Genomic DNA, 22,959 nt, shown 5'->3' with positions numbered 1-22,959 from the left:
AAATTTTCAACTGGAATAAGGTAAAACCTCTGAGTTTCGAGTTTGGGGTAATTTAATTGTGTAAAATTTTGATCAATTAAAATGTAATCTAAATATTTTTATTCATTTTTATCCAGTAATGTAGCATAAATAAACATAAATGGGTATACTAGAAAGCGTTGAATTTAAAGTGGAGGCAGTAAATAAAATGATCAAAAAAATAGTTAAGGGATTAACATTAGCATTTTTAAGCATGGTGTTAGTTCTACCAACATTATCAAGTTCGGTGAACGCCGCAACGGATGAGTCTAGTTCGACTAGTCAAACCAGCTCATCAGCTAGTACGACAACAACCGGTCAAGATGATTCACTGGCTAAAATTAAGCAAAAAGGTGAAATTGTTTTAGGAACCAGTCCGGATTACCCGCCGTATGAGTTTATGGCTAAGGGTAAAGTGGTAGGAATGGATGTGGAAATTGCTAAAAAAATTGCCAAAGATATGGGTGTTAAGTTAGTGATTAAGAAGATGTCCTTTGATTCGCTATTGGTAGCACTTCAATCTGGTAAGGTTGATATGGTTATTTCTGGGGTTAACCCAACTGCTAAGCGCGCCAAGAGTGTTGATTTTTCTAAATCATACTATACGGCTGGCCAATATATCTTAGTTAACAAAGAAGACAAGGGCGTCTATAAGGATCGAACTTCATTTAATGGTAAAACGCTTGGTGCCCAAACAGGTTCATTACCATTTAATTTAGCTAAAAAGCAGGTTAAAAATGCCAAGGTTAAAGGAATCGAACAGGTTTCGGATCTTGTAATTGCGTTGAAGACACACAAGGTTGACGGAGTTGTATTGGATCAGCCAACTGCTGAAGCTTATGCCAAAAATGATTCTAGTATTGTGGCTAAAAACGGAAACTTTAAGCTAGGTTCAGCTGAAACTAGTGATGTAGTTGCGTTAGCAAAGGGATCTACGGCTTTACGGACGCAGGTTAACAAATCAATCGATACGATTAAGTCACAGAACTTAGTTGAAAAACAATACTTAAAAACAGCTGGTTCGTATATGAAAGTCAATACTGCTAATACATCAATGTGGCATTATTGGAAATACTTTGCATTAGGTGTTGAATATACAATTGGAATTAGTGCGGTTTCAGTGGTTGCCGGCTTTATTATTGGTGTTTTACTAGCATTCATGCGACTGTCAAAGCTAAGATTACTAAAATGGTTGGCAACGGCGTACGTTGAATTTGTTCGAGGTACACCATTAATGGTTCAAATATTATTTGTTTACTTTGGTTTGGGAGTAATCGTTAATATTCCAGCAGTAATTTCCGGGATCATCGCGGTATCACTAAATAGTGGAGCTTATGTCTGCGAAGTTATTCGTGGTGGAATTATTTCAGTCAGCAGCGGACAAAAAGAAGCTGCTCGTAGTTTAGGGATGAATGCACACGATACGATGTACAGTGTTGTATTGCCACAAGCAATTCGAAATATTTGGCCAGCTTTAGGAAATGAATTTGTGTCATTGATTAAGGAAACTTCGATTGTTTCAATCATCGGAGTATCAGATATGATTTACCAACTAAAGATAGTGCAAGCAGACACCTATCGTGGTGTGATTCCAATTGTAATTACAATGGTCTTATATTTCATCTTAACTTTCGTAATTTCAAGAATTCTACGTCATTATGAAATTAAGATGAATAAGAAAGTGGATACACTAGTCTAGAGTGCAAACAGGGGCGCTAAGATGTCGTAGACTAAGTTAAAAATACCAATTAAGTAATCGAACTTTGATTGCTTGATTGGTATTTTTGACTTAGGCCTAGGCATTTGCCCCTGTTTGCACGTTTCAGCAAAGATGGAATAAGTAATCGAACTTTAATTACTTGATTGGCATTCATAATTTAGGCCTAGACGTCTGCCCCTGTTTGCACGTTTCAGCAAGATAGGTATCCTGGGCATAGTAAACAAATTTAAACAGATAAAAACCATGTTAATTTAAAAAAATTTAACGATCCGCGCGCACTAAAAAAGAGGTAAAAAGGCCCGTAAATCGGCATAAATAGTAAAAAATTTAAATAAATTTCAAAGTTGGCGTTATCTGGTATGGCTATACGGGATAGCGTCCTTTTTTACTTTTATAGAAAGCGATTACATTGATGAATTACTTTTAACAAATGTGAAGATAAGTGGTAGTCTATTGATGTTATGTTATCTGAACGAAATAAAATGACAGCTGGACAACCATACAATCAGTTTGATACTGAATTAATTGCGCGACGAACTAAGATTCGTCATGAGTTAATTGAGATCAACCAGCTCGACAATAATGATCAGCGAAATCGACGAGTGCAACAACTATTTGCGGATAGTGGAGCTCACTTTTTTGTTGAAGGCGGCCTGCAATTTGATTATGGATTTAATATCCATATTGGCGATCATTTTTATGCCAATTACAATCTAACGCTGTTGGATACTTGTCCGATTACGATTGGTCACCACTGCTATATTGGCCCGGATGTCGGATTTTATACACCCGTTCATCCGTTAGATGCTAAGCAACGTGATGCCGATGTCGAAATGGGCGCACCAATTACTGTTGGTGATAGCGTCTGGATGGGTGGTCATGTCACGATTTTGCCAGGAGTAACTCTTGGTAGTCGGGTGGTCGTCGGCGCTGGTTCAGTTGTTACGAAGTCGTTTGGTGACGATGTTGTAATTGCTGGTAATCCTGCACGGATTATTCATCAGTTAGATGAAAACGGGGATGTGATTCATCCGTAAATTCAATTCAATCAAATATTTGAGCGAATTCATTAGTATTTGTATAAGATAGTGCGCTGTGCAGATATCTCTAGTGGAGATTATAGTATCGGCGTATTTTTGTATAGTTTTTTATAAAGAGGTGGCACTCCATGCAATTGGACATCCACCGAAGATGGAAAGTTTGCGCACGCAAACTATTCCTAAATAATGAGGAGGAGCCATGTATTGCACGAGACGTTTTTCGTCCGTGCAATTGGACATCCGCCGAAGATGGAAAGTTTGCGCACGCAAACTATTCCTAAATAATGAGGAGGAATATTATTTTACATCATCAAAATATTGATAAGAAAATGTTTGTGCCAACTGCAGTTTTATTCGGCTTAGTTTCAATCGCACTTTTAATTGGTGGTTCTAGCCTGAAATCGGGTTTAAGTGGCCTGATGGACACGATCACTACTAAAATGGGTTGGGCATATCTGTGGATTTACATTATCAACTTTATTTTCTTTATGTATTTAGCATTTAGTCGCTTTGGGAAGATTAAGTTGGGAAAAGCTAAGGATAAGCCAGAATACAGTAGTTTTCAGTGGGGAAGCATGGTTTTTGCAACAGCCATTGATGCAAGTATTTTAATGCTAAGTATGGTGGATCCACTTAGATACGTTCAGCATCCCATTTTTGGTGCTAAACCATACTCAAAGGCAGCATACAGCAATGCTCACATGTTGGGTCAGTTTAACTGGGGCCCGATGGCGTGGATGATGTTTGCGGCAGCTGCAGTTGCCATTGCTTATGTGATGTATGTTAAAAATGTACGAGTAATGCGGATTAGTGCTGCGATTACTGTATTACAAGGGCCAGAACATTATAAAGTTGTGTTGCGACAAGTAATTGACTTTCTTGTTGTATTCGGAATTATGGGTGGAATTGGTTCTTCCGTTGGAATGGAAATTCCAGTAATTTCACGAATTATTAATCAAATTACGGGTATTCCGGACTCGATTTTATTAAAATTAATGATGTTTTTAATTCTATTTATAATCTTCACTGTGACGATGCTACGTGGAATTAAGGGTGGCATTGATAAATTAAGTTCGGCCCATATTTGGACTGCAATTGGGTTTTTGGTCATCGTTTTGTTGGTTGGGCCAACAATTTACATTTTGAATTCAGAAAGTAATAGTCTTGGCTTAATGATTTCTAAATTCATTTCAATGAGCACTACAACTGCTTCAAATGGACATGCTGGCGTGGCGCAACAAGAAACAATCTTCTATTGGGGCTGGTGGCTATCATATATGCCTGTCATGGGATTGTTCATTGCCCGGATTTCACGAGGACGTACAATTCGCCAAGTGATTTTAGGAATGTTGGGTTATGGTGCCTTAGGCTGCATGAGTTTCTACGCTATTTTAGGTGGCTACTCACTATATCTACAAAAAGCTGGCATTGTTGACTTAATTCACATTTTAAATACACAAGGACAAGCATCTGTGATTGCAACTGTTATTTCGACGTTGCCGTTTAAAATGATCATGCTGGTAATTTATTGTGTATCATGTTTCATTTTCTTAGCAACAACGATTTCATCTTCGGCATTTATTGTTTCATCATTTACGAGCTTGAAATTAGCTCCAGGACAACAACCAAGCAAATTCAATCGACTATTTTGGGTATTTGTCTTTATGTTGTTCTCATTTGGGATCGTGTTCGTGGGTGGCTTCAAAACGGTTCAGGCAATCAGTGCGATTGCAGGATTTCCGTTGATCTTTGTCTGCATTCTCTTGATAATCTCAACGTGGCAGATGTTACGTGGCGATGAGCTAGAGTTAGCAGCAAGTCATCGACGTGTGGTTCATCAGTTGCGACGGCCAGTTAGGCAAAGCAGCAGAGTACCATCTGGAATTCATGAAAATTAAATGATAACGGGCATAAAAAGTGCTTAGCTTTTGAATACAGCCTAAAATAGCGAACGATCCAAGGTATGGATCGTTCGCTATTTTTTCAAGTGGAAACTTACTGGCTGAGATTTGGACTATTATGAGCGGCGATGGACGTAGCTTAAATAAGATGGGTATCAAAAATAATATACTTTTATCATGTTTCAAAATAATTTTTAACGCTTAATTAATTGCGTAAGTTCCCATATCATCTGCTACAATTATTTGACCTGCATGCGTGGGGCCATCTGCCATGGTTAAACCAACTTTATTAAAAGCAAAAGTAACTGTAGCAATGGCATTAACGGCAACATTCATTACTTTACCGCTGTCTGTGTTGATACCAGAAGGTGTGTCGACGGAGATTACAGGAGCGCTAGCTTTGTTAATTGCATCAATGGCAGTTTCTTGCCTGCCACTAACAGGGCGATCAATTCCGATACCAAAAATTGCATCAACAATTAGTGTGGCGTCAGACAATGTATTAAGTGGTGCATTCAATGTAATTTGATAGTATTCGCAGATTTTTCTTTGGGTGGCATGTTCAACCGATTCATGACTGGGATTCCCAACGGAGACTACACTGACATTTGCTCCAGCAAGCTTTAGTAAGCGGGCAACGCATAAACCATCACCTCCGTTATTGACGTAACCAGCGACGACAACGACGTGTTGTAAATTATAATTACCATTAACAATGAAATCTCGCACAGCCAGAGACGCACGTTCCATTAGGACTAATGACGGAATACCAATTGTGTTGATGGTGTAACTATCGAAATGTTTCATTTGTTTTGCTGTAACTAGTTGACTCATTTTGAAGACCTCCAAGTTAAAAAATATGAGCAGTGTCGTATTTAGCAATAACATTTGCAAGAACCTGTGATGTCAATGTATTACTAGCAACGTCTCTAAATTGATAAGTTTGTGCATTGACGTTGATGACTCCTTCGTAGTGGGTATAATCATGCCGATCATTTTTCTTTTGTATTTTGACTGTTTCAAGGAAATTGAATAATGTTGCTTCGCCTTCAACTAAATCTTGAGGATGTATTTGCCAACGAGTGAATGCTGCTTTAATGAAGCGGTCAGTTGGAATGTGTCGATTTGGCAAGGTGCCGGTGAAGTTTTGAATTGCGTTGATTGTGTCTTCATTAAATTGATTACCATTTAAGTTTAAAAAGCGATTTAAATTTGTGATGTGTTTGGCTAATGCGGGTGTATTCGTCAGAACGTTAACCGGATCGTTTTTTAAGTGTAAATTCAATTCATTAGGTTCGATGATAACAGTTTGGCCAGTTAGATCGGTCAATAGCCAATGGAAAGGATAAATACCGTCATGGTCATACCAATCGATTCCGATTAATGCAATCTGGTCTAATTGCTTTTTTACTTGCGCGATTGAACTATTTTCGCTCAATAACCAGGTGGTAAAGTCCTGTGGTGACAGGTTTAACTTGCCAGTAACTGGTTTATCATAATAGATGGACTCAACTGGAAAATATAATTCAGCACAACAAAGGCCGGCCTCGTTAATACCATCACCGATTAAGAAATGGTTATTAATATAACGCATTCCCCCTAAAATAGCGTGTTTGCTGTTAAATGATCGCACACCAGTTTTAGGTTGCCATTGATATTGGCTGGGTAGGTAAGTCAGGTGCCAAGGCGTTTTAGTTGGAAAATCCATTGTTCGACCGAATAGTTGCTGTTGATCCAGCGTTTTAATAGTTAGACTGGTACACATCTGGGCACCTCTTTTAGCAATAATTTATTGGTTCTATTATCAATGATAGCACGGAAAATACTGTTTGAAAGCGATTTATAAATTCATTAAGTGACTTTTAACCCTAAATAACTTATGATAGAGGGTGAAACGGGGTGATCAAATGAACTTACAGGATTATGTAGATTATTTTAAAGAAATGCGTAACCGTGAAATTGCTTGGACAGCAACTGATCGCGAGGATGGTATTTTACAAATGGGCTACCCAAAGTATGATTCGTTAATGTTGAAGTTTGGTCAGGAATTCTTAAAAAGTTCGTATTGTGATCCTCACTATCGTAAGACACTCAAACAACATCATATCAAGCTCAAAGTGAACCATTCCACGGTGGGGCAAGTAATGTTACAAAAAGATCGGAAACTAATTGAAGCCATGTTAACTTTAATTATCCGATCAGAGCCATTTGATGAGGGTAGCTGGGCCAAAGCATTGCAAGAAGGCTACTTCTATCGATTAACTAATGCATTAATAGATTTAGAAGAACAAGTTGTCTAGCTTTTTATCAATTGTGGTGAGCTATTATTTTATTTTAACTAGTTTGAAGAGTCGCTTAGCTAAACGCTGAGTGGCTTTTTTAGTAGAAACTAGGCGGATTCACGATTGCAAATCAAATGTTGGTTACCCCAATGCTTCATTGCAAATACGATGGGCATCAATGATTGGCCGAGGGGGGTTAATTGGTAAGTTGATTCAACTGTATTAGCAACAGTAGCTTTCGTATTACTAATTAAATCGCTAGCGCTTAATAGATTCAGTTGTTGTTTGAGAACTTTTTTACTACATTTGGTCAGTGCAGCTTGTAGTTGTCCAAAACGGTATGGTTTATCAGCTAGTAACATCAGTATTGATGGCACCCATTTTTTTCCAATTAAACTGGTAGTGGCCTCGACGGGACAATTAAAAGTCGTATTGTTAGCTAAATAAATTTCGTTCATGTTAACCTCCAGGTGGGAACTAAAAAGTACCTAATTTATTTTTTATGGAGACAGACTATAATTACTTTGATGAGGTTATTATAGTGAAGAAAGGGTGGATTACCAAATGAGACACTTTGAAAATATTATCGTGGGCTTTGGTAAAGCAGGCAAGACACTGGCAGCAAGTTTAGCCAATCATGGCCAAGAGGTGCTGGTAATTGAAAAAGATAGCCATATGTATGGTGGAACTTGCATTAATGTTGCTTGTCTACCAACCAAAAATTTAATTATTAACGCACAAAAAGGAATTGAATATTCGCAGGCACTTGAAATTAAGAATCAGATGACGGCTAAATTACGTAATAAAAATTACCATAAAGTTGCCGATTTAAAAACAGCAACTGTCTTAACGGCAGACGCAGAATTTCTTGATGACCAGACGATTCAAGTAACTGATGAATCTGGCAAAGAGCAGTTAACCGCTGATCGAATTTTTATTAATACTGGATCAACCCCTATTATTCCAGATATTGAAGGGATTAATACAAGTAACCATGTTTTTGCATCGCGTGAAATGTTAGATCGACAGCAGTTAGCAAAAAAATTAGTAGTTTTAGGAAGTGGCCCCATTGGCCTAGAATTCGCTTCAATGTATGCTGAATTTGGTAGTCAAGTGCTAGTCTTGAGTAATGGAAAGCAGATTTTAGCTCGCGAGGAGCCAGAAGTCGCTGCCATGGCGTTAGATGATTTGCAGGCTGATGGGATTGACTTTGCATTTGAATCCCAGTTAACTAAGGTCAAAGATACGGAGGCTGGTTTGCAGTTGACATACCAACAAGCTGGTCAGGAGCATGTAGTACAAGCTGATGCTCTGTTAGTTGCCACAGGGCGACGTCCTAACATTGACGATTTACATTTAGAACGAACTACAATTGAATTGGGCGACCATTCCGAAATTTTGGTTGATGACCAGCTTAAAACTAATGTTGACCACATCTGGGCATTAGGAGATGTTAATGGGGGACCGCAGTTTACCTACATTTCTTTAGATGATTTTCGTATTGTTAACAACCAACTTTTGGGTGATCACAGCAGAACGTTAGCCAATCGGACAGTTTATCCGCACACTACGTTTTTAAATCCTGCCATTTCATCGATTGGACTAACTGAAGCGCAAGCTAAAACACAAGGTCTAAACTATCAGATTGTGACTATGCCAACCGCTGGGGTGCCTAAGGCAAACGTGATCGGGAACCCACGGGGGATGTACAAGGTGGTTCTTGATCAAGATACTAAAGAAATTTTGGGGATGACGATCTATGCTGAAGAGGCATATGAGACTATCAATTTGATTTCATTAGCGATGCAGCAACATGTACCAGCAACAGTCTTAGGGGATCAGATTTACGCACATCCTACGATGACGGAAGCGTTAAATGACCTGTTTGCGAACCTCTAAAACGGATATAATAGATTTGAATCGATTTAGATTCAAATCTATTTTTTTAGGGATTAGATAATGAAAAATAAATATGAAGTTCATCGTTATATTGGGTTACCAGTTGTGAGTGATAATTCAGGCAATTATTTATTCAAACTAGATGAGCACGGACAGGCCAGACCGCATTCGTGGCGGACTGGTAAACATACGAAAGGCAAGTTCAGTCGGATTGGGCAATTGTTGCTGACAGAAAATAACTTATTAGTAGCGATTATCGAAGTTGAGCCAATAGCGTTTAAAGATCGGCATTCTGAGGTGCCATTACAACGATTTATAACCGAATTTATCAGTGACGATTTATTAAAACAAGGTCAGGCGATTGTTGCAGGTAAATGAATTCGGCAAATATCACAATCAGTGGTATATTACTAGCAACCATAAGTTATGAGGAGTGAAGAAATGTTAGACGTATTTACCATGCTTAAAATGATTAACGTTAATCATCGCCACGTTGCAAATTCACAAATTGTAGTAACTGATGAAAATGGGAAACCTAATGCGTTATTGACCGATCTAATTCGGGATGTGGTTAGCAGTATTAATATTTTTATTGATATTCGTGATGTTTATTCAGTTGAAGAACTGATTAATGCGTTCTCTGTTCATACACCATTACCAGCCGACGTGTTAGATGAGTATAGCAAAATCCTAAAACAAACAATTTTAGGAATTAATTTTGCGACTAAAAAAAATCAAATTGAACTGATTTTCGGAGGAACAATGTAAAATGAAAACATTGGTGATTGTTGCCCACCCTAAATATACAGAATCCACAACGCAACAGTTGTTCAAAGAGAGCGTGGCTGATGATGAGAATGTGGTTTGGCATCTTATAACTGAAACGATTGATCCTGCTAAAGAGCAAGCCTTGTTATTGCAGGCCGACAGAATTATTTTTCAGTTTCCTTTATATTGGTACAGTGCGCCAGCTGTACTAAAAAATTGGCAAGACAAGGTATTAACCACGAAATTTGCAACGGGATCATTATATTCATTGGCTGGTAAAGAGCTGGGTTTAGTTGTCTCCACGGGAGCAGCGCAAAAAGAATTTCAGGCAGGCGCGAGTGAACAATTTACAATGTCTGAAATTTTACGACCGTATGAAGCTCTGGCTAATAAGACTAAAATGAAATATCTTGCGCCACTAGTTGTTTATCAGTTTCCATACCTGACTAAAATAGAACAGCAACGGCTATTTATGGCCTACCAGCAATATGTAACTAACCTTCAATTTAATCATTTTAGTGGTCAAGAAGAATGGATTAACCAACGACTATCACAAAAAATTGAAGCAGAGCAAGATGACAAAAAAAGGTTAACTTTGCAACAAATTCAAACAGTATTACAAGATAATCAGGAAACGTTGGCTGATTTAACCTTAACAGCATCAATGATTAAACGAAATGAGGACGAATAAATGGAAACACGTGAATGGACACAACAAGAAATCGATAAGTTTATTAAAGAAAGCAAAAATTTTAGGGATCAGTCATTCTATCAAGCACTTCAAGATACTACGGTAGAGCAGTTTAAACGAATTGAACAGTTGCAGGGTGAAGTTGATGGTAGGGCGTGGAATACGGAAAAATGGTAAAAAAAGAGTGCGGAACACCCTGGGTAGCTTCCGTGGTATAAGGCAAAATTATTGATGATGGGTTTGCTCATTAATAATTTTGTTGTACGGTGTTTGTTTCACATGAAACAATACTATCCAATCTGTCCTTCCAAACATTCTTTCAGCACCACAGCTTGATTGTGTTCTGTATCCTTAGCCCCAAATAAAAGAATTACGTTAGTAGTTTTTAGTTGTTTGGCAACTGTTTGTTCAAGCTGGGGATAGGAATCGTTTTGTTGCAATTCTGCAATGTATCGCTGCTTAAATTCAGGATACTTCTCGGTATCGTGGTTAAACCATTTCCGTAATTCAGTAGATGGGCCCACTTCTTTGAGCCACAGGTCTAACTGGGCGTTAGCTTTTGAAATACCACGTGGCCACAAGCGATCAACGAGAATTCGATAGCCGTCTGTGTCGATTGGTTTCGTATATATTCGTTCAATTTTAATTTGCATTGCTATCACCTCAAATACATAATACATCATTTTATTGGTAAAAGAAGGGCCGACAAGTGACTAAATATCAATCTTTTTATACTAATCGAAGTACAGTTGAAATCGCACAGGATTTGTTAGGAAAAGTATTGAGCTACCAAAGTGACCAAGGATTGCTCAGTGGTTATATTGTTGAAGCAGAGGCCTATTTAGGCGAATCGGATTCTGCTGCGCACGCCTATAATGGTAGAAGAAGTACCTTTAATGAAGCCTTATATGGGGAACCAGGAACAATTTACATTTATCAACTACGACAACAGTATATGTTTGATGTTGTTACGCAAGCAAGTGATGTGCCACAAGGAGTACTGATTCGCGCAATTGAACCTAAAGACGGACAGCAAATCATGCTAAAAAATCGACCAGTAGAGGGCGTGAACTTAACTAATGGGCCTGGTAAATTGATGCAGGCGCTGGGCATCCAGTCCAAGGTATTCAACATGCAACCTCTAGAAAATTCCAAGCTGACCGTTGAGTTAGTGACAGATCGGCAACCAGCTAATATAACAGCTAGTGGTAGAATTGGAGTGAACCTCAACGGTGAGACGGGATTGCAGCCATATCGCTTTTACGTTGCACATAATCCATATGTTTCAAGAATGAGAAAAAAAGATATGGATTTAAATAATTTTGGGTGGAAAAACAATAGTTAAAATATCTAGTTAGTTTAGTTCAACTATATTAAATTTCACGTGAAACATTGGCTTAGAAGTTACCTTAGAAACGGAGGAGATCATTATATGTCACTTACATATCAATCATTATTGTCGGCCGTTCCACTGGTGATACGAGCAGGAAATGTCCCTAACATTGTTGGTGAAGCAGGAATTGGTAAATCTGCACTAGTCAATGATGTGACCACTATAATGGGGGCTCAATTATTCACAACGGTGGTTAGTTTGTCAGAAAAAGGTGATTTGGCAATTCCGGTACCACCATTGACAAAAGAATCCTTTGTTCAAACAAAAAATTATGGTTCACTAGCGGATGTCCAGTTCGGTTATTCGCACATATTGGTTAGTATTATTGAATATGCAGAAAAAAATCCTGACCAACCAATTATTTGGTTTTTAGACGAATTTAACCGTGGTACTCAGGCGGTTCAAAGCGAGTTGATGAATTTAGTGCTTCAACGAGAGATTAATTCACTAGTTTTGCCAGACCAAGTGCACATTGTTATTGCTGAAAATCCAGATAGCACAATGGCTGGATTTGAAGATACTAGTTATGGGGTTACTGTTGGGGATGATGCAATTAAAGACCGGACTGTTAGATTAGTAATGCGAGTCGACGTTAGTGATTGGTTGACTTGGGCCCGACAAGAGGAAAATGGGCGTCCACAAATTCATCCACTGGTGCAACAATATATTGAAAGCGAACCAGCAATGCTGCATCCACAAACCAGAGAAAATGATTTATATCCGACTCCGCGTGCTTGGAAGCGGGTTTCCGATAACTTATTTGAATTAGATAAAGTTACTTCTGATGTAAGACAGACAGTACAACTAGACTTACTTCAAGGAGATCTGGGAGAAAATATCGGAATCGCATTTGATCAATTTATCAAAGAACAAACTAATTTATTAACAACCAAGAATGTTTTTGCTGATCTGAATGAGTCAAAGGACCAGCAAATAATTGATGATGTGAAACAACTTAATGAAGTTTCTAAGTTGCAACTACTACAAAATTGCGTTGAACAATCTGATCAATATTCGTTCGCCAAACCAGGGGTAGCACGCAGATTTATGAAATTACTAAAACTATTGAGTTTAGACGGCCAGTATGCCGTTGTACAATCCGTGGGTACTGTGGCACACCAAAAGGATATTTTAGAGCCGATGTATAGCGCTATCGAGAAAGATAGTGAAACGTCAGTCGAACAGCTGTATCGTTATTTTGGTGAGGTGGCAACCAGAAGTGAGTTTGAAATGAGTGATCAAAATGAATGAAACCCAGTTTCATGATTTGCACGACGACATTCGAACTTTAATTGACCAGCATAAAATTTCAGTGGTCGAAATTCAAAAAAAAGCAGAACAATTTGTGAGCGGTGCAATTATTGAGCTATTGCAAACTGATCGTTTATTCGGGGAAGTGCTGATTCAAATTCCACGTCATTACAACACTAAATTAAACGGAGCGATGGGTGTCGGCTGGATTGATGGCCAGCTGGAACTAGTGATTAATCCAGTACAATTAATTATTGATATTAATTATTGGCACGAGTTATTAGTTTTACTAAAACATGAGGTGTTACATGTGGTGTGGCAACACCCCCTTAGATACCAAAATAATCAACGTCAAAATAATGTGACGTTAGCAACCGACGTGGCAGTTAATCAATATTTAGATGAAGCACCACATGGAACAGGAACTTTAACTCAATTAGAGCAATTATTGGGTAAGAAACTACCAGAAAAAGAAGATTCAGCTACTTATTTGCAAATCATTCAAACTAGCAAAATTAGTGGTAAAAAAAATAAGCAAAATGAAAACAAGCTATTAGATACAGAGCAGAAATTTGATTCAAAAAATCAATCAATTAATCAAAGCTCAGTCAAAAAACTTGATGTCCACGATGGTTGGAATGATCAATCGCAAGAAGATTTAATGACGCAAAAAACGTCACAGTTAAAGACCATTTTGACACAGGCGTGGCGTGCAACACCAGATCGTGATCGTGGACTATTACCTGGGAAATTAAAACAACAATTAGAGCAAGTTGATCAGATCCATTTATTTAACTGGAAACAACTAATAAAACAGAAAATTGGCAACCTACCACAGGGAAAACGATCAGCTTATAGTCGTTTTAATCGCCGTCAACCTGTACGAATGGATTTGCCAGGGAAAATAACAAATTTGGTGACTAGAATTAATATTTTTGTCGATAATTCAGGATCAATGAGTGACAAAGAAATTTCCTTCTTGCTAAGTCAGATTCAAGAAATTGTTAAGGTTACAGAGACGCAGACAACTGTGTTTAGTTTTGATGCAGTTGTTCATGAGCATGAATCATATAAGCTAGATAATCAAAGTGCGGTTCAGTTTAAACGGATTGGCGGTGGCGGGACAAGTTTTCAGAGTATTTTCACATATTTGAAAGCCAATCATTACACTAATAATGATACGTTAGTAATTGTTTTAACCGATGGTTGGGGTGAAAAACTAATTAATAATTATCATTTCAATAATGTTGTCTGGGTGTTGACAACGCCAGTCAATGAATTTTCCGTCAAAAATAGGATTGGCAAGATAACAACGGTGGCAGGTGATGCCGATTATAAAAAGGTGGTTGGAATAAAATGACAAATACAAAAATTCTACGTCCGGCTGATTTACAGTCAGTTTTAAGTCGTGATAAAACATATCGCCGAGCAGTTGATTTGTTGCTAGAAACATGGGACCCAACTGGAAATCATCTATTTAGTGATTTGGTCAAGAGTAGTGATGTTTTATTTGCTAGAAAGCTGCAAGTTACAGGTTTGATTCCTGGTAAGTTCAAACTTGATGACTATCAACAAGTTCAACAATTTATTGCTGCTCATGATAAGTGGCTAACAGCCGCTGCTAAAACGGAGTTAATGCAAACTTTTGAATAAAATGACGAAATCTCTATTTACATCTAAATACGAATATTATATGATTTATAATGTTCTTTTGTTCGGATGATATTTTTGAGAAATGGGGATAATTAATTGTCAGCAATTGCAAAATTTTTTAACTTTGACGAGTTAAACACCAACTTCCGGCGTGAATTATTAGCCGGTTTTACCACCTTTATTTCAATGGCGTATATCTTATTTGTTAACCCAAGTGTTTTAGGCGCCTCCGGAATGGATAAAGGAGCTGTGTTTACAGCAACCGCTTTGGCTAGTGCCCTTGGATGTATCTTGATGGGTGTCTTAGCCAAGTACCCAATTGCCACTGCTCCTGCACTGGGAATTAATGCTTTTTTTGCTTATTCGGTTGTGATTGGAATGAAGGTACCATGGCAGACTGCCTTAGCTGGTGTGTTTGTAGCATCATTAATCTTTATTTTGATCACCATCTTTAAACTACGTGAATTAATCATTGATGCAATTCCTAGTGATTTAAAGTATGCGATCTCGAGTGGAATCGGGCTGTTTATCGCCTTTTTAGGTCTTAGCGATGGTGGCTTAATAACGGCAAATAAATCGACAATTGTTGGTTTAGGATCGTTCAGTGTTGGAACAACTTGGCTGACAATTTTTGGGTTGGTGATTACAGCCATTTTTATGGTTAAAAAAGTTCCTGGTGGAATTTTTATTGGAATGGTGTTAACTTCAGTCCTAGGGCTAGTAACCGGTTTAATTCCAATGCCAAAAAATATTATTGCTAGTGCACCTAGTCTAGCACCAACTTTTGGTGTTGGTGTGATGCATATCGGTGATATCAACACTATTCAACTATGGGTTGTTGTTTTGACATTCTTGCTGGTGACATTCTTTGATACTGCAGGAACCTTAGTTGGATTAGCACAACAAGCTGGTTTTATGAAAGATAATAAAATGCCACGAGTTGGCAAAGCATTGATGTCTGACTCAACAGCAATGTTAGCGGGCTCCGTTTTAGGAACCTCTCCTGTAGGTGCTTATGTTGAATCGTCAGCTGGAATTGCGGTTGGTGGCCGCTCAGGACTTACTGCCGTGTTCACTGGGGTATTGTTCGTGTTTGGTATGTTTTTCTCACCGCTGCTATCGGTGGTGACTAATCAAGTTACTGCTCCTGCATTAATTATTGTTGGAGTGCTAATGGCACAGTCACTCAAATATATTTCATGGAATAAAATGGAGATTGCGATCCCGTCATTTTTAATCGTATTGGGAATGCCACTGACATATAGTATTTCAGATGGCATAGCGTTGGGATTCATTATGTATCCAATTACCATGATTGCAGCAAGACGTGGTAAAGAAGTCCACCCGATTATGTACTTGCTATTCTTCATTTTCTTAGGATTTATGTGGATTTTAAATCTTGAATAAGTTACCTTAAGTCACGAAAAATTTTCGTGGCTTTTTTGTATGGATTAATGTTCAATTAATCTTATAACAGTTATAATTGGCGGTAGATCAAAATATCAGGAGGATACCTTATGGCAGTAAATGAAAAATTAATTAAAACCGACTTGTATGAAGCCGTCAATGGTGATTGGATTAAAACGGCTAAGATTCCTGATGATAAGCCAGCAACTGGCGGATTTAATGATTTAGTGGATGAAATCGATAAATTATTGATGAACGATTTTGACAAAATGGCCGTTGATCAAGGCAAGTCACAAAACAAAATGATGCAAGAATTTATTAAATTATATCAATTGGCGAAAAATTTTGAACGCAGACAAGAAGAACAGGCGAAACCATTAAATGAATGGTTAACAAAGATTGATTCATTACATTCGTTTGCTGATTTTCAAGCGATTTATGTTGAATGGATGAAGCAGGGGTTACCTTCGCCAATTGCATTTGATATCGATGCGGATATGAAGAATGCCCGTGTAAATGCATTGTTTGCTGGTGCACCTAAACTGATTTTACCTGATAAGACTTATTACGCGGAAGATAATCAAAGTGCCACAGCATTAATCAAAGTCTTCAGCCAGATGATGACCGAATTGTTGAATAAATTAGGATTCACAAGTGAACAAATAACACAGACGATTGATCAAGCATTAAAATTTGATCGTTCGTTAGTTCCATATGTTAAGAGTGCTGAAGAGTCCGCTGATTACAGTAAAATGTACAATCCTAAAACTAACGATGAGTTTGTGGCCTATAGTTCAACGCTTGACTTAGACGCCACTGTTCAGGCGTTAATTGGTACTCGTCCTGAAAAAATTATTGTTACTGAACCAAAATACTTTGAAGCATTAGATGAAATCATTAACGATGACCATTTTGAAGACTTTAAAAGTTGGTTAGTTATTCAGACTGTAAGAGGTCTTAGTCGATATTTGGATGAAGATTTTCGAGTTATTAGTGGTCAATATAGTCGTGCCTTATCAGGGAGTAAAGCGCCGATGAAGCAAAAAAAGTTTGCCTATTATTTGGCTGCCGGGACATTTGATCAGGTAGTTGGTGACTATTATGGGCATAAATATTTTGGCGAAGATGCCAAAAATGATGTTCATCAAATGGTTGAAAAAATGATCAGTGTCTATCAGCATCGATTAGCTAATAATACGTGGTTGAGTGAAAAAACGCGTGAAAAAGCGATTCTCAAGTTAAGTAAGTTGGGGATCCAAGTTGGCTATCCAGATAAAATTGATGATCTTTATCAAAAACTCCATGTTAATCCAAGTCAGAGCTTGTTGGCTAACGAATTGGCATTAACTAAGGTTGTTCGTGAAGATATGTTTGCTAAGTGGAATAAGCCAGTGGATCGGAATCAGTGGGAAATGAGCGCGGCAACGGTAAATGCATATTATCATCCATTCCGGAATATAATTGTTTTCCCAGCTGCAATTTTACAGGCGCCATTTTACAGTCTCAAACAAAGTAGCAGTCAAAATTATGGTGGAATTGGTGCTGTCATTGCCCATGAAATTTCACACGCATTTGATAATAACGGGGCGTTATTTGATGAATATGGTAATTTAAATAATTGGTGGACTACTGCAGATTTAGAGCACTTCAAGACTTTATCTCAGAGCATGGTTAAAGAGTTTGACGGCTTAGAATACGCTGGTCAGAAAGTTAACGGGAAACTGACGGTTTCTGAAAATATTGCTGACGCTGGTGGTCTGAGCTGTGCTCTAGAAGCAGCAAAAGGTGAAAATGATGTTGATATTAAAGCTTTCTTCATCAACTGGACGACAGTTTGGCGCATGAAAGCAACCAAACAATACATGCAATTACTATTATCGATTGATGTTCATGCGCCGGCTAAATTACGGGCAAACGTGCAAGTTAAAAACTTACCAGAGTTTTATCAGGCTTTTGATATTCAATCGCAAGATCAAATGTACTTAAAACCGGAACAACGCGTTAATATTTGGTAATTATTTCTCAGGAAATAAAAATAAACCGCTATTCACTTGGATAAAATATCTGAGTGAATAGCGGTCTTTTCTATGGCTTAATACCCGTATGAATAGCTGCTGCCCCAAACATGATTCTGTGATAATAAACATGTTTAAGACCGACCTGCCAAAACATTGAAGCTAACTGTTTATAGTTAACGAAGTTGTGAGTTGAGTCGGTTAAGTAAGTATATTCTTTTTTCTCGTTAACCAATGTTTTGCCCAGCAGTGGCACAATATGACCGAAATATAGTTCCCATCCTTGACGGATAACAGGAGCCGTTGGTTGTGATGTTTCCAAGCAAATTAGCTGACCACCAGGCTTTAAGACGCGAAACATTTCCTGGAGTGTGACTAACGCATTGGCGACGTTGCGTAGGCCAAAGCCAATCGTAACGATATCAAATTTATTATCGTCAAATGGTAGTTGCATGGCGTCTCCTTGTAAAAGAGAAGCTTTCTCGTCTAATTGATACTTTGCGATTTTTTCTTTAGCTACTGCAAGCATGCTATCGCTAAAGTCCAGGCCAGTGACATGACCTTTGTGATTGATTTGTTGTGCCAAAGCAACTGTCCAATCACCTGTGCCACAACAAACATCTAGTATATTACTGTTTGGTCTTAGCTTAGCTAAAGCAGTAGCTTGTTTGCGCCAAGACTGATGAGTTCCTAAACTGATAATTGTGTTCATTTTGTCATAACTGGGGGCAATTTTTTGAAAGATGGTGTGTACTTGGGTGGATTTATTCTTTTTCATATTAACTCCTATGATGAATTTGCTTTTTATTCTTGCTTTGATTATATCAGTTTGAGGGTGATTAAATTTATTGGATTTGACTTTAATGTGCTGATCAATGACAATTAGTCGAAAAGATGTAAATTAATATTAGGCGGGATAATATGCAAATAAAGTTAAAATGGCTCTGCATTTTGGCTTTTTTAAAATAATTTAACCTTAAACATGTGTCACTAAGTAAAAGATGAATATCTTTAGTTTATTTAGTCAGTATGCTAAAACGGAACGAGAAAATTTTCTCGTTCCGTTTTTCAATTCAATATTTAGCTAATTATTTTCTGTACTATTTTTTAATGAACGATGATTTAAAATCAAATTTAATATAACTGCAGTAACACTACCAACGACCACACCATTACTAAGCATGAGCTGTAATTCTTGGGGTAAATGCTGAAAAATTTGGGGATAGACGGTTACGCCAAGTCCAAGGCCGATCGACATTGAAGCAACTAGTAAGTTACTATTTTTGTTGAAATCGACTTGTTTTAAGATTTGAATTCCCTGCAGGCCAACCATGCCGAACATAACAATCATTGCACCACCCAATACAGCTGTCGGAATAACAGTTGCTAAAGCACCCACCTTTGGTAATAGGCCCAAAAATATTAAAAAGACGGCAGCAAAGTAAACTGGCTTACGAGTTTTAACACCTGATAGTTTTAAAACACCCACATTTTGTGAGAAGGTTGAATAGGGAAATGTATTGAAAACACCACCTAGCATGGCGGCAATCCCTTCAGCTCGGTACCCACGTTTCAAGTCTTGATTGTTGAGTTTTTGTCCAGTAACTTCGCTGAGTGCAAAGAAAACGCCGGTTGATTCAACCATGGTGGTCAACGAAATTAAGATCATGGTAACGATTGAGGAGGCGTTAAAGGTAGGAACGCCAAAATAGAATAATTGTGGTAAATGGAACCAGGTAGCTTGTGAAACTGGTTGAAGTGAAATTAAGCCTAATGCACCTGCGATAAAGGAGCCTGCTAAAATACCAATTAAAATTGCAATTGATCGAATGAATCCTTTAGCAAAGGCGTTGATTGCTAGGATAATTACAATTGTTAAAAAACCAATTGCTAGGTTGGATAAGCTACCAAACGATTTAGCAGTAGCATCACCGCCACCTAGGTTTTGAAAACCTACGGGTACAAGAGTAAATCCAATTACAGTGATTAGCGAACCAGTAACAACTGGTGGAAATAGGTTCCTAATTTTAGAAAATAAACCGGCGATCAAAAAGACAAAAAAACCTGCGCAAATAATGGCACCATACATATACGTGATTCCAAGTGTGCCACCAATTGATTGTAGTGGGGCTACTGCTTGGACGGCACAACCAAGGACAACTGGTAAACCGATTCCTGTTAAAGGGGTTTGACGTAGCTGTAGTAGCGTTGCAATTCCACACATGAAGATATCAATTGAGACTAAATATGTCATCTGAGCGGCAGAAAAGTGAAGCGCACCACCAATTAATAGTGGAACTAAGACATCACCAGAATACATAGCCAACAAATGTTGCAGTCCTAAAATTGCAACTTTCCAGTTAGAAATGTCCGTTTTTTCTGGGGCAATAGTGTGAGTGAATGAATTGAGTGTATTTGCAGCTTTCAAGATAACCTCCAGAGTGCGAGCTAAGGCGTTTATTCCTAGACATTTGCCCCAGCTAGCCGTTTAGTCTATTTAGTAACAAGCCCACAAATACACAATGAATTCCACGGTGAAAACTATCTATGCAAATAAAAAAGCTCTTTTGCATAGGCAAAAAGAGCTAGTGATTCACTCATTTTGCTTATAGTCCAAAGTTTACGGCTTTGGGTAGAAACTCACCGACCATATCACGGCATTATATAGGCAATTACTATTTAATTTGTATCTGAATACTACCACCATTATGAAAATGAAACAACCACTTTTCATAAAATTTTCAGTTAAGACATATTCAATTTTATCAGTTTAATGTAGTATTATTGAGCTATATGGAGGCTCAGATTTATGGGAATAATAAAAATTATCCAAGGCGACATTACTAAAATTAAAGTCGATGCGATTGTTAATGCGGCAAATACCACGTTACTCGGTGGTGGCGGAGTTGATGGGGCAATTCACAAAGCTGCTGGTCCCAAACTATTGGCTGAGTGCAGAACTTTACATGGTTGCCCGACCGGAGAAGCAAAAATTACAAAGGGGTACTTACTACCAGCTAAACATGTGATCCACACTCCAGGACCAATTTGGCACGGTGGAGATCATAATGAAGCTCAGTTATTGTATAACTCGTACCTAAATAGTCTGAAACGCGCAGCTGAAAATGAGTGTACGACAGTGGCGTTTCCATCGATCAGTACAGGCGTTTACCATTATCCGTTAGATCAGGCAGTAAAAATTGCATTGACTACAATTCGTGATTTTATGCAAACCGATCAGGTGGTTAAAGAAGTGGTAATGGTTTGCTTTGATGTGACAACCTTTGAAGCCTATCAGCGAGCGTACCAAGAGTTGGGATAGTCGGTAAAACTACCAACTTTTTGTCTGCATATAGGTGCTGATTTTTACTATTAGCTGGGATAAATCAATGCCAAAACGACGTTCTAATGGTGAGTGATTGGTAGTTTGCAGTGCGATGTAAGTTCCAGTGGTGGCACATTGAACTGCCCGAGCAAATGGTTCTTTTTGGTTGAGAAAACCAAGTAGAAGTGCTGCAAAAACATCACCACTACCATAGAAATGACCGGGTAAGTTTGGATGACCATAAAATTTGACTGTATCATGTTCTAACCAAACACAGCCAATTTGATTTTTAACGGACACACCAGTGATGATTGCACGACCACCGGCTGGCATTTTATGTTCTAAGGCGGTTAATAACTGCCATTTTTCACGTTTGGTTGGTTGCTGGCCAACAGAAATATTAGTTAACAGTTGTGCTTCGGTGATGTTTGGAATCGTGATCCATGATTTTGATAGCAAAGTGGCCATCGTCAGTGGGTAATCGGCAGGAAGTCCGGGATATAGGTTACCCATGTCACCCATAACTGGATCAAAAATAACAGCTGATAATGCGCTAGAATTAATAAAATCAATTAACTGACCAACTAACTGTGTATTACCTAGATAGCCGATTAAACCGCCACTGAAATGGATATTTTCTTGCTGCCAGTGGATGAATGTTTGCGCAATCCAAGGGCTTAAGTCTTCTTTGATGGGTTGCTGAAAACCTTCTGTTTGAGTGGACAATAAGGTCGTTGGTAACAGTGATATTCTGATACCAAAGGCGCTTAGGATTGGAATAGCAACTTTCATTGAAATTGTTCCAACCGCCGATAAATCCTCGGCAACTAAAATGGGGTCGTTGGACTGCATTGTTTTAGATCTCACTTTCTAATTGTTCTAGCGATTAGTAATGTATTTATTTAGTCTGATTGAGAGTGGCCATGCGATTATTGCACCGACGAGACCTTGTATTGAATTCATAGGGATCCCAAGTAGCCCAGGAGTTAATGAATATAAAATGGTGTCAGAGATAAAGTAACCGCCAACCATGACGACAACACCGACCAATAACGCTAAAAATTGCATTTTACGACTGACACGATAACCCAGCCACCCAATAATGAAGCCCTCTAGACCATGGACGATCAATGAAAAGAACATGTATTGTGAGTATCCTGAAATAAGATCCAAGATAAAGCCACTTAGTCCGCCAACGATTAATCCGTCTCGGCGACCAAATAGTAGTGCAGCCATGAAGATACCGGTATCACAAAGGTTGATATTTCCATGAGTCATTGGGACTGGAATAATGAAAAAACGGGCAATTACAACTGTGGCAGCAACAAACATTGCTGGAGTAATAATTCTTCGAACTGAATGACTAGCCTGCATAACGGCAGCCTCCTTTTAATATGTATGACATTTAGTAAAAATGTCTTAACGTCTATTATAACCACTTTTGGTGTATCTGCATTAGTAAATTGATAGAAGTAATAAATTGATTGATTTATCAAAATGAAAATTTACCAGAGTCGGATTTCTTTACAGTTATTTATGGTTTGTATAAGATAATAATTAAGACAAAGAAACTAATTTAACCAAGGAGGTTGTTTA

24 protein-coding genes and 1 riboswitch are annotated in these 22,959 nt (G+C 38.2%); of the genes, 16 read left to right on the top strand and 8 right to left on the bottom strand.

Annotation, left to right across the window (positions count from 1 at the left end):
• The first annotated feature begins 187 nt into the window (after positions 1–187).
• From FFM51_RS00360 to FFM51_RS00350, 3 genes are all read left to right on the top strand, one after another.
• Positions 188–1,717: an ABC transporter substrate-binding protein/permease gene (locus FFM51_RS00360; protein ID WP_137596680.1), complete on the top strand. Its 1,530-nt coding sequence runs from the start codon at positions 188–190 to the stop codon at positions 1,715–1,717.
• Positions 1,718–2,199: 482 nt separating this feature from the next.
• Positions 2,200–2,775, top strand: coding sequence for a sugar O-acetyltransferase (locus FFM51_RS00355; RefSeq protein ID WP_137596679.1), 576 nt, complete (start codon positions 2,200–2,202; stop codon positions 2,773–2,775).
• A 287-nt stretch (positions 2,776–3,062) separates the two neighbouring features.
• Positions 3,063–4,676, top strand: a complete 1,614-nt coding sequence (locus FFM51_RS00350) for a BCCT family transporter (protein WP_137596678.1) — start codon at positions 3,063–3,065, stop codon at positions 4,674–4,676.
• Between the two features lie 204 nt (positions 4,677–4,880).
• On the opposite strand, the gene FFM51_RS00345 is transcribed toward FFM51_RS00350, so the two are convergent.
• Positions 4,881–5,513, bottom strand: coding sequence for an NAD(P)H-hydrate epimerase (locus FFM51_RS00345; protein WP_137596677.1), 633 nt, complete (start codon positions 5,511–5,513; stop codon positions 4,881–4,883).
• A gap of 16 nt (positions 5,514–5,529) precedes the next feature.
• Positions 5,530–6,444: a linear amide C-N hydrolase gene (locus tag FFM51_RS00340; RefSeq protein WP_137596676.1), complete on the bottom strand. Its 915-nt coding sequence runs from the start codon at positions 6,442–6,444 to the stop codon at positions 5,530–5,532.
• A gap of 142 nt (positions 6,445–6,586) precedes the next feature.
• Here FFM51_RS00340 and FFM51_RS00335 point away from each other — a divergent pair, with 142 nt between their 5' ends.
• The gene (locus tag FFM51_RS00335) at positions 6,587–6,979 is read left to right on the top strand and encodes a DUF6508 domain-containing protein (RefSeq protein WP_137596675.1); all 393 of its coding nucleotides are present in this window, start codon (positions 6,587–6,589) and stop codon (positions 6,977–6,979) included.
• Between the two features lie 89 nt (positions 6,980–7,068).
• Here FFM51_RS00335 and FFM51_RS00330 read toward each other — a convergent pair whose 3' ends face one another.
• Positions 7,069–7,419, bottom strand: coding sequence for a winged helix-turn-helix transcriptional regulator (locus tag FFM51_RS00330; RefSeq protein ID WP_137596674.1), 351 nt, complete (start codon positions 7,417–7,419; stop codon positions 7,069–7,071).
• 106 nt (positions 7,420–7,525) lie between these two features.
• Here FFM51_RS00330 and FFM51_RS00325 point away from each other — a divergent pair, with 106 nt between their 5' ends.
• From FFM51_RS00325 to FFM51_RS08740, 5 genes are all read left to right on the top strand, one after another.
• Positions 7,526–8,860 carry an FAD-dependent oxidoreductase gene (locus FFM51_RS00325; protein ID WP_137596673.1) on the top strand — a complete coding sequence of 445 codons (1,335 nt, stop codon included), beginning with the start codon at positions 7,526–7,528 and terminating at the stop codon, positions 8,858–8,860.
• 60 nt (positions 8,861–8,920) lie between these two features.
• The gene (locus FFM51_RS00320) at positions 8,921–9,238 is read left to right on the top strand and encodes a DUF7671 family protein (protein WP_137596672.1); all 318 of its coding nucleotides are present in this window, start codon (positions 8,921–8,923) and stop codon (positions 9,236–9,238) included.
• A gap of 63 nt (positions 9,239–9,301) precedes the next feature.
• Positions 9,302–9,628: a hypothetical protein gene (locus tag FFM51_RS00315; RefSeq protein ID WP_137596671.1), complete on the top strand. Its 327-nt coding sequence runs from the start codon at positions 9,302–9,304 to the stop codon at positions 9,626–9,628.
• A 1-nt stretch (position 9,629) separates the two neighbouring features.
• On the top strand, positions 9,630–10,319 hold the full coding sequence (locus FFM51_RS00310; RefSeq protein WP_137596670.1) for an NAD(P)H-dependent oxidoreductase: 690 nt from the start codon (positions 9,630–9,632) through the stop codon (positions 10,317–10,319).
• Complete coding sequence (locus tag FFM51_RS08740; RefSeq protein WP_170999525.1) at positions 10,320–10,496, top strand: hypothetical protein; 177 nt, start codon at positions 10,320–10,322, stop codon at positions 10,494–10,496.
• A gap of 113 nt (positions 10,497–10,609) precedes the next feature.
• On the opposite strand, the gene FFM51_RS00305 is transcribed toward FFM51_RS08740, so the two are convergent.
• Entirely contained in the window at positions 10,610–10,972 is a 363-nt protein-coding gene (locus tag FFM51_RS00305; protein ID WP_137596669.1) for a DUF488 domain-containing protein, read from the bottom strand.
• 56 nt (positions 10,973–11,028) lie between these two features.
• Here FFM51_RS00305 and FFM51_RS00300 point away from each other — a divergent pair, with 56 nt between their 5' ends.
• The 6 genes from FFM51_RS00300 to FFM51_RS00275 all read left to right on the top strand — a co-directional run bounded on the left by FFM51_RS00300 (position 11,029) and on the right by FFM51_RS00275 (position 18,038).
• Positions 11,029–11,664: a DNA-3-methyladenine glycosylase gene (locus FFM51_RS00300; protein ID WP_137596668.1), complete on the top strand. Its 636-nt coding sequence runs from the start codon at positions 11,029–11,031 to the stop codon at positions 11,662–11,664.
• An 87-nt stretch (positions 11,665–11,751) separates the two neighbouring features.
• Positions 11,752–12,963, top strand: a complete 1,212-nt coding sequence (locus tag FFM51_RS00295; RefSeq protein WP_137596667.1) for an ATP-binding protein — start codon at positions 11,752–11,754, stop codon at positions 12,961–12,963.
• Positions 12,956–14,323: a vWA domain-containing protein gene (locus tag FFM51_RS00290; RefSeq protein WP_137596666.1), complete on the top strand. Its 1,368-nt coding sequence runs from the start codon at positions 12,956–12,958 to the stop codon at positions 14,321–14,323. Before FFM51_RS00295 ends, FFM51_RS00290 begins: the two co-directional genes overlap by 8 nt.
• The gene (locus FFM51_RS00285; protein ID WP_137596665.1) at positions 14,320–14,616 is read left to right on the top strand and encodes a hypothetical protein; all 297 of its coding nucleotides are present in this window, start codon (positions 14,320–14,322) and stop codon (positions 14,614–14,616) included. The genes FFM51_RS00290 and FFM51_RS00285 overlap by 4 nt, the downstream gene beginning before the upstream one ends.
• A gap of 96 nt (positions 14,617–14,712) precedes the next feature.
• Positions 14,713–16,023 carry an NCS2 family permease gene (locus FFM51_RS00280; RefSeq protein ID WP_137596664.1) on the top strand — a complete coding sequence of 437 codons (1,311 nt, stop codon included), beginning with the start codon at positions 14,713–14,715 and terminating at the stop codon, positions 16,021–16,023.
• A gap of 110 nt (positions 16,024–16,133) precedes the next feature.
• A complete protein-coding gene (locus tag FFM51_RS00275; protein WP_137596663.1) occupies positions 16,134–18,038 on the top strand; it encodes a M13 family metallopeptidase in 1,905 nt (634 codons plus the stop codon).
• Positions 18,039–18,108: 70 nt separating this feature from the next.
• Here the strand turns inward: FFM51_RS00275 and FFM51_RS00270 are convergent, their stop codons facing one another.
• A complete protein-coding gene (locus FFM51_RS00270) occupies positions 18,109–18,816 on the bottom strand; it encodes a demethylmenaquinone methyltransferase (protein ID WP_137596662.1) in 708 nt (235 codons plus the stop codon).
• Positions 18,817–19,122: 306 nt separating this feature from the next.
• Complete coding sequence (locus tag FFM51_RS00265; RefSeq protein WP_263386060.1) at positions 19,123–20,427, bottom strand: nucleobase:cation symporter-2 family protein; 1,305 nt, start codon at positions 20,425–20,427, stop codon at positions 19,123–19,125.
• A 200-nt stretch (positions 20,428–20,627) separates the two neighbouring features.
• Positions 20,628–20,726, bottom strand: a riboswitch (purine riboswitch).
• 121 nt (positions 20,727–20,847) lie between these two features.
• Here FFM51_RS00265 and FFM51_RS00260 point away from each other — a divergent pair.
• Positions 20,848–21,360, top strand: coding sequence for an O-acetyl-ADP-ribose deacetylase (locus FFM51_RS00260; RefSeq protein WP_137596660.1), 513 nt, complete (start codon positions 20,848–20,850; stop codon positions 21,358–21,360).
• 9 nt (positions 21,361–21,369) lie between these two features.
• Here FFM51_RS00260 and FFM51_RS00255 read toward each other — a convergent pair whose 3' ends face one another.
• The gene (locus FFM51_RS00255) at positions 21,370–22,215 is read right to left on the bottom strand and encodes a bifunctional hydroxymethylpyrimidine kinase/phosphomethylpyrimidine kinase (protein ID WP_137596659.1); all 846 of its coding nucleotides are present in this window, start codon (positions 22,213–22,215) and stop codon (positions 21,370–21,372) included.
• Positions 22,216–22,242: 27 nt separating this feature from the next.
• On the bottom strand, positions 22,243–22,737 hold the full coding sequence (locus FFM51_RS00250) for an ECF transporter S component (protein WP_137596658.1): 495 nt from the start codon (positions 22,735–22,737) through the stop codon (positions 22,243–22,245).
• Positions 22,738–22,959: the final 222 nt, after the last annotated feature.

Source organism: Paucilactobacillus kaifaensis (genome assembly GCF_005405145.1).
Taxonomy (GTDB): domain Bacteria; phylum Bacillota; class Bacilli; order Lactobacillales; family Lactobacillaceae; genus Paucilactobacillus; species Paucilactobacillus kaifaensis.
Note: the sequence above shows the minus strand (reverse complement) of the source record. Positions and strands in the feature narration are given on the sequence as shown.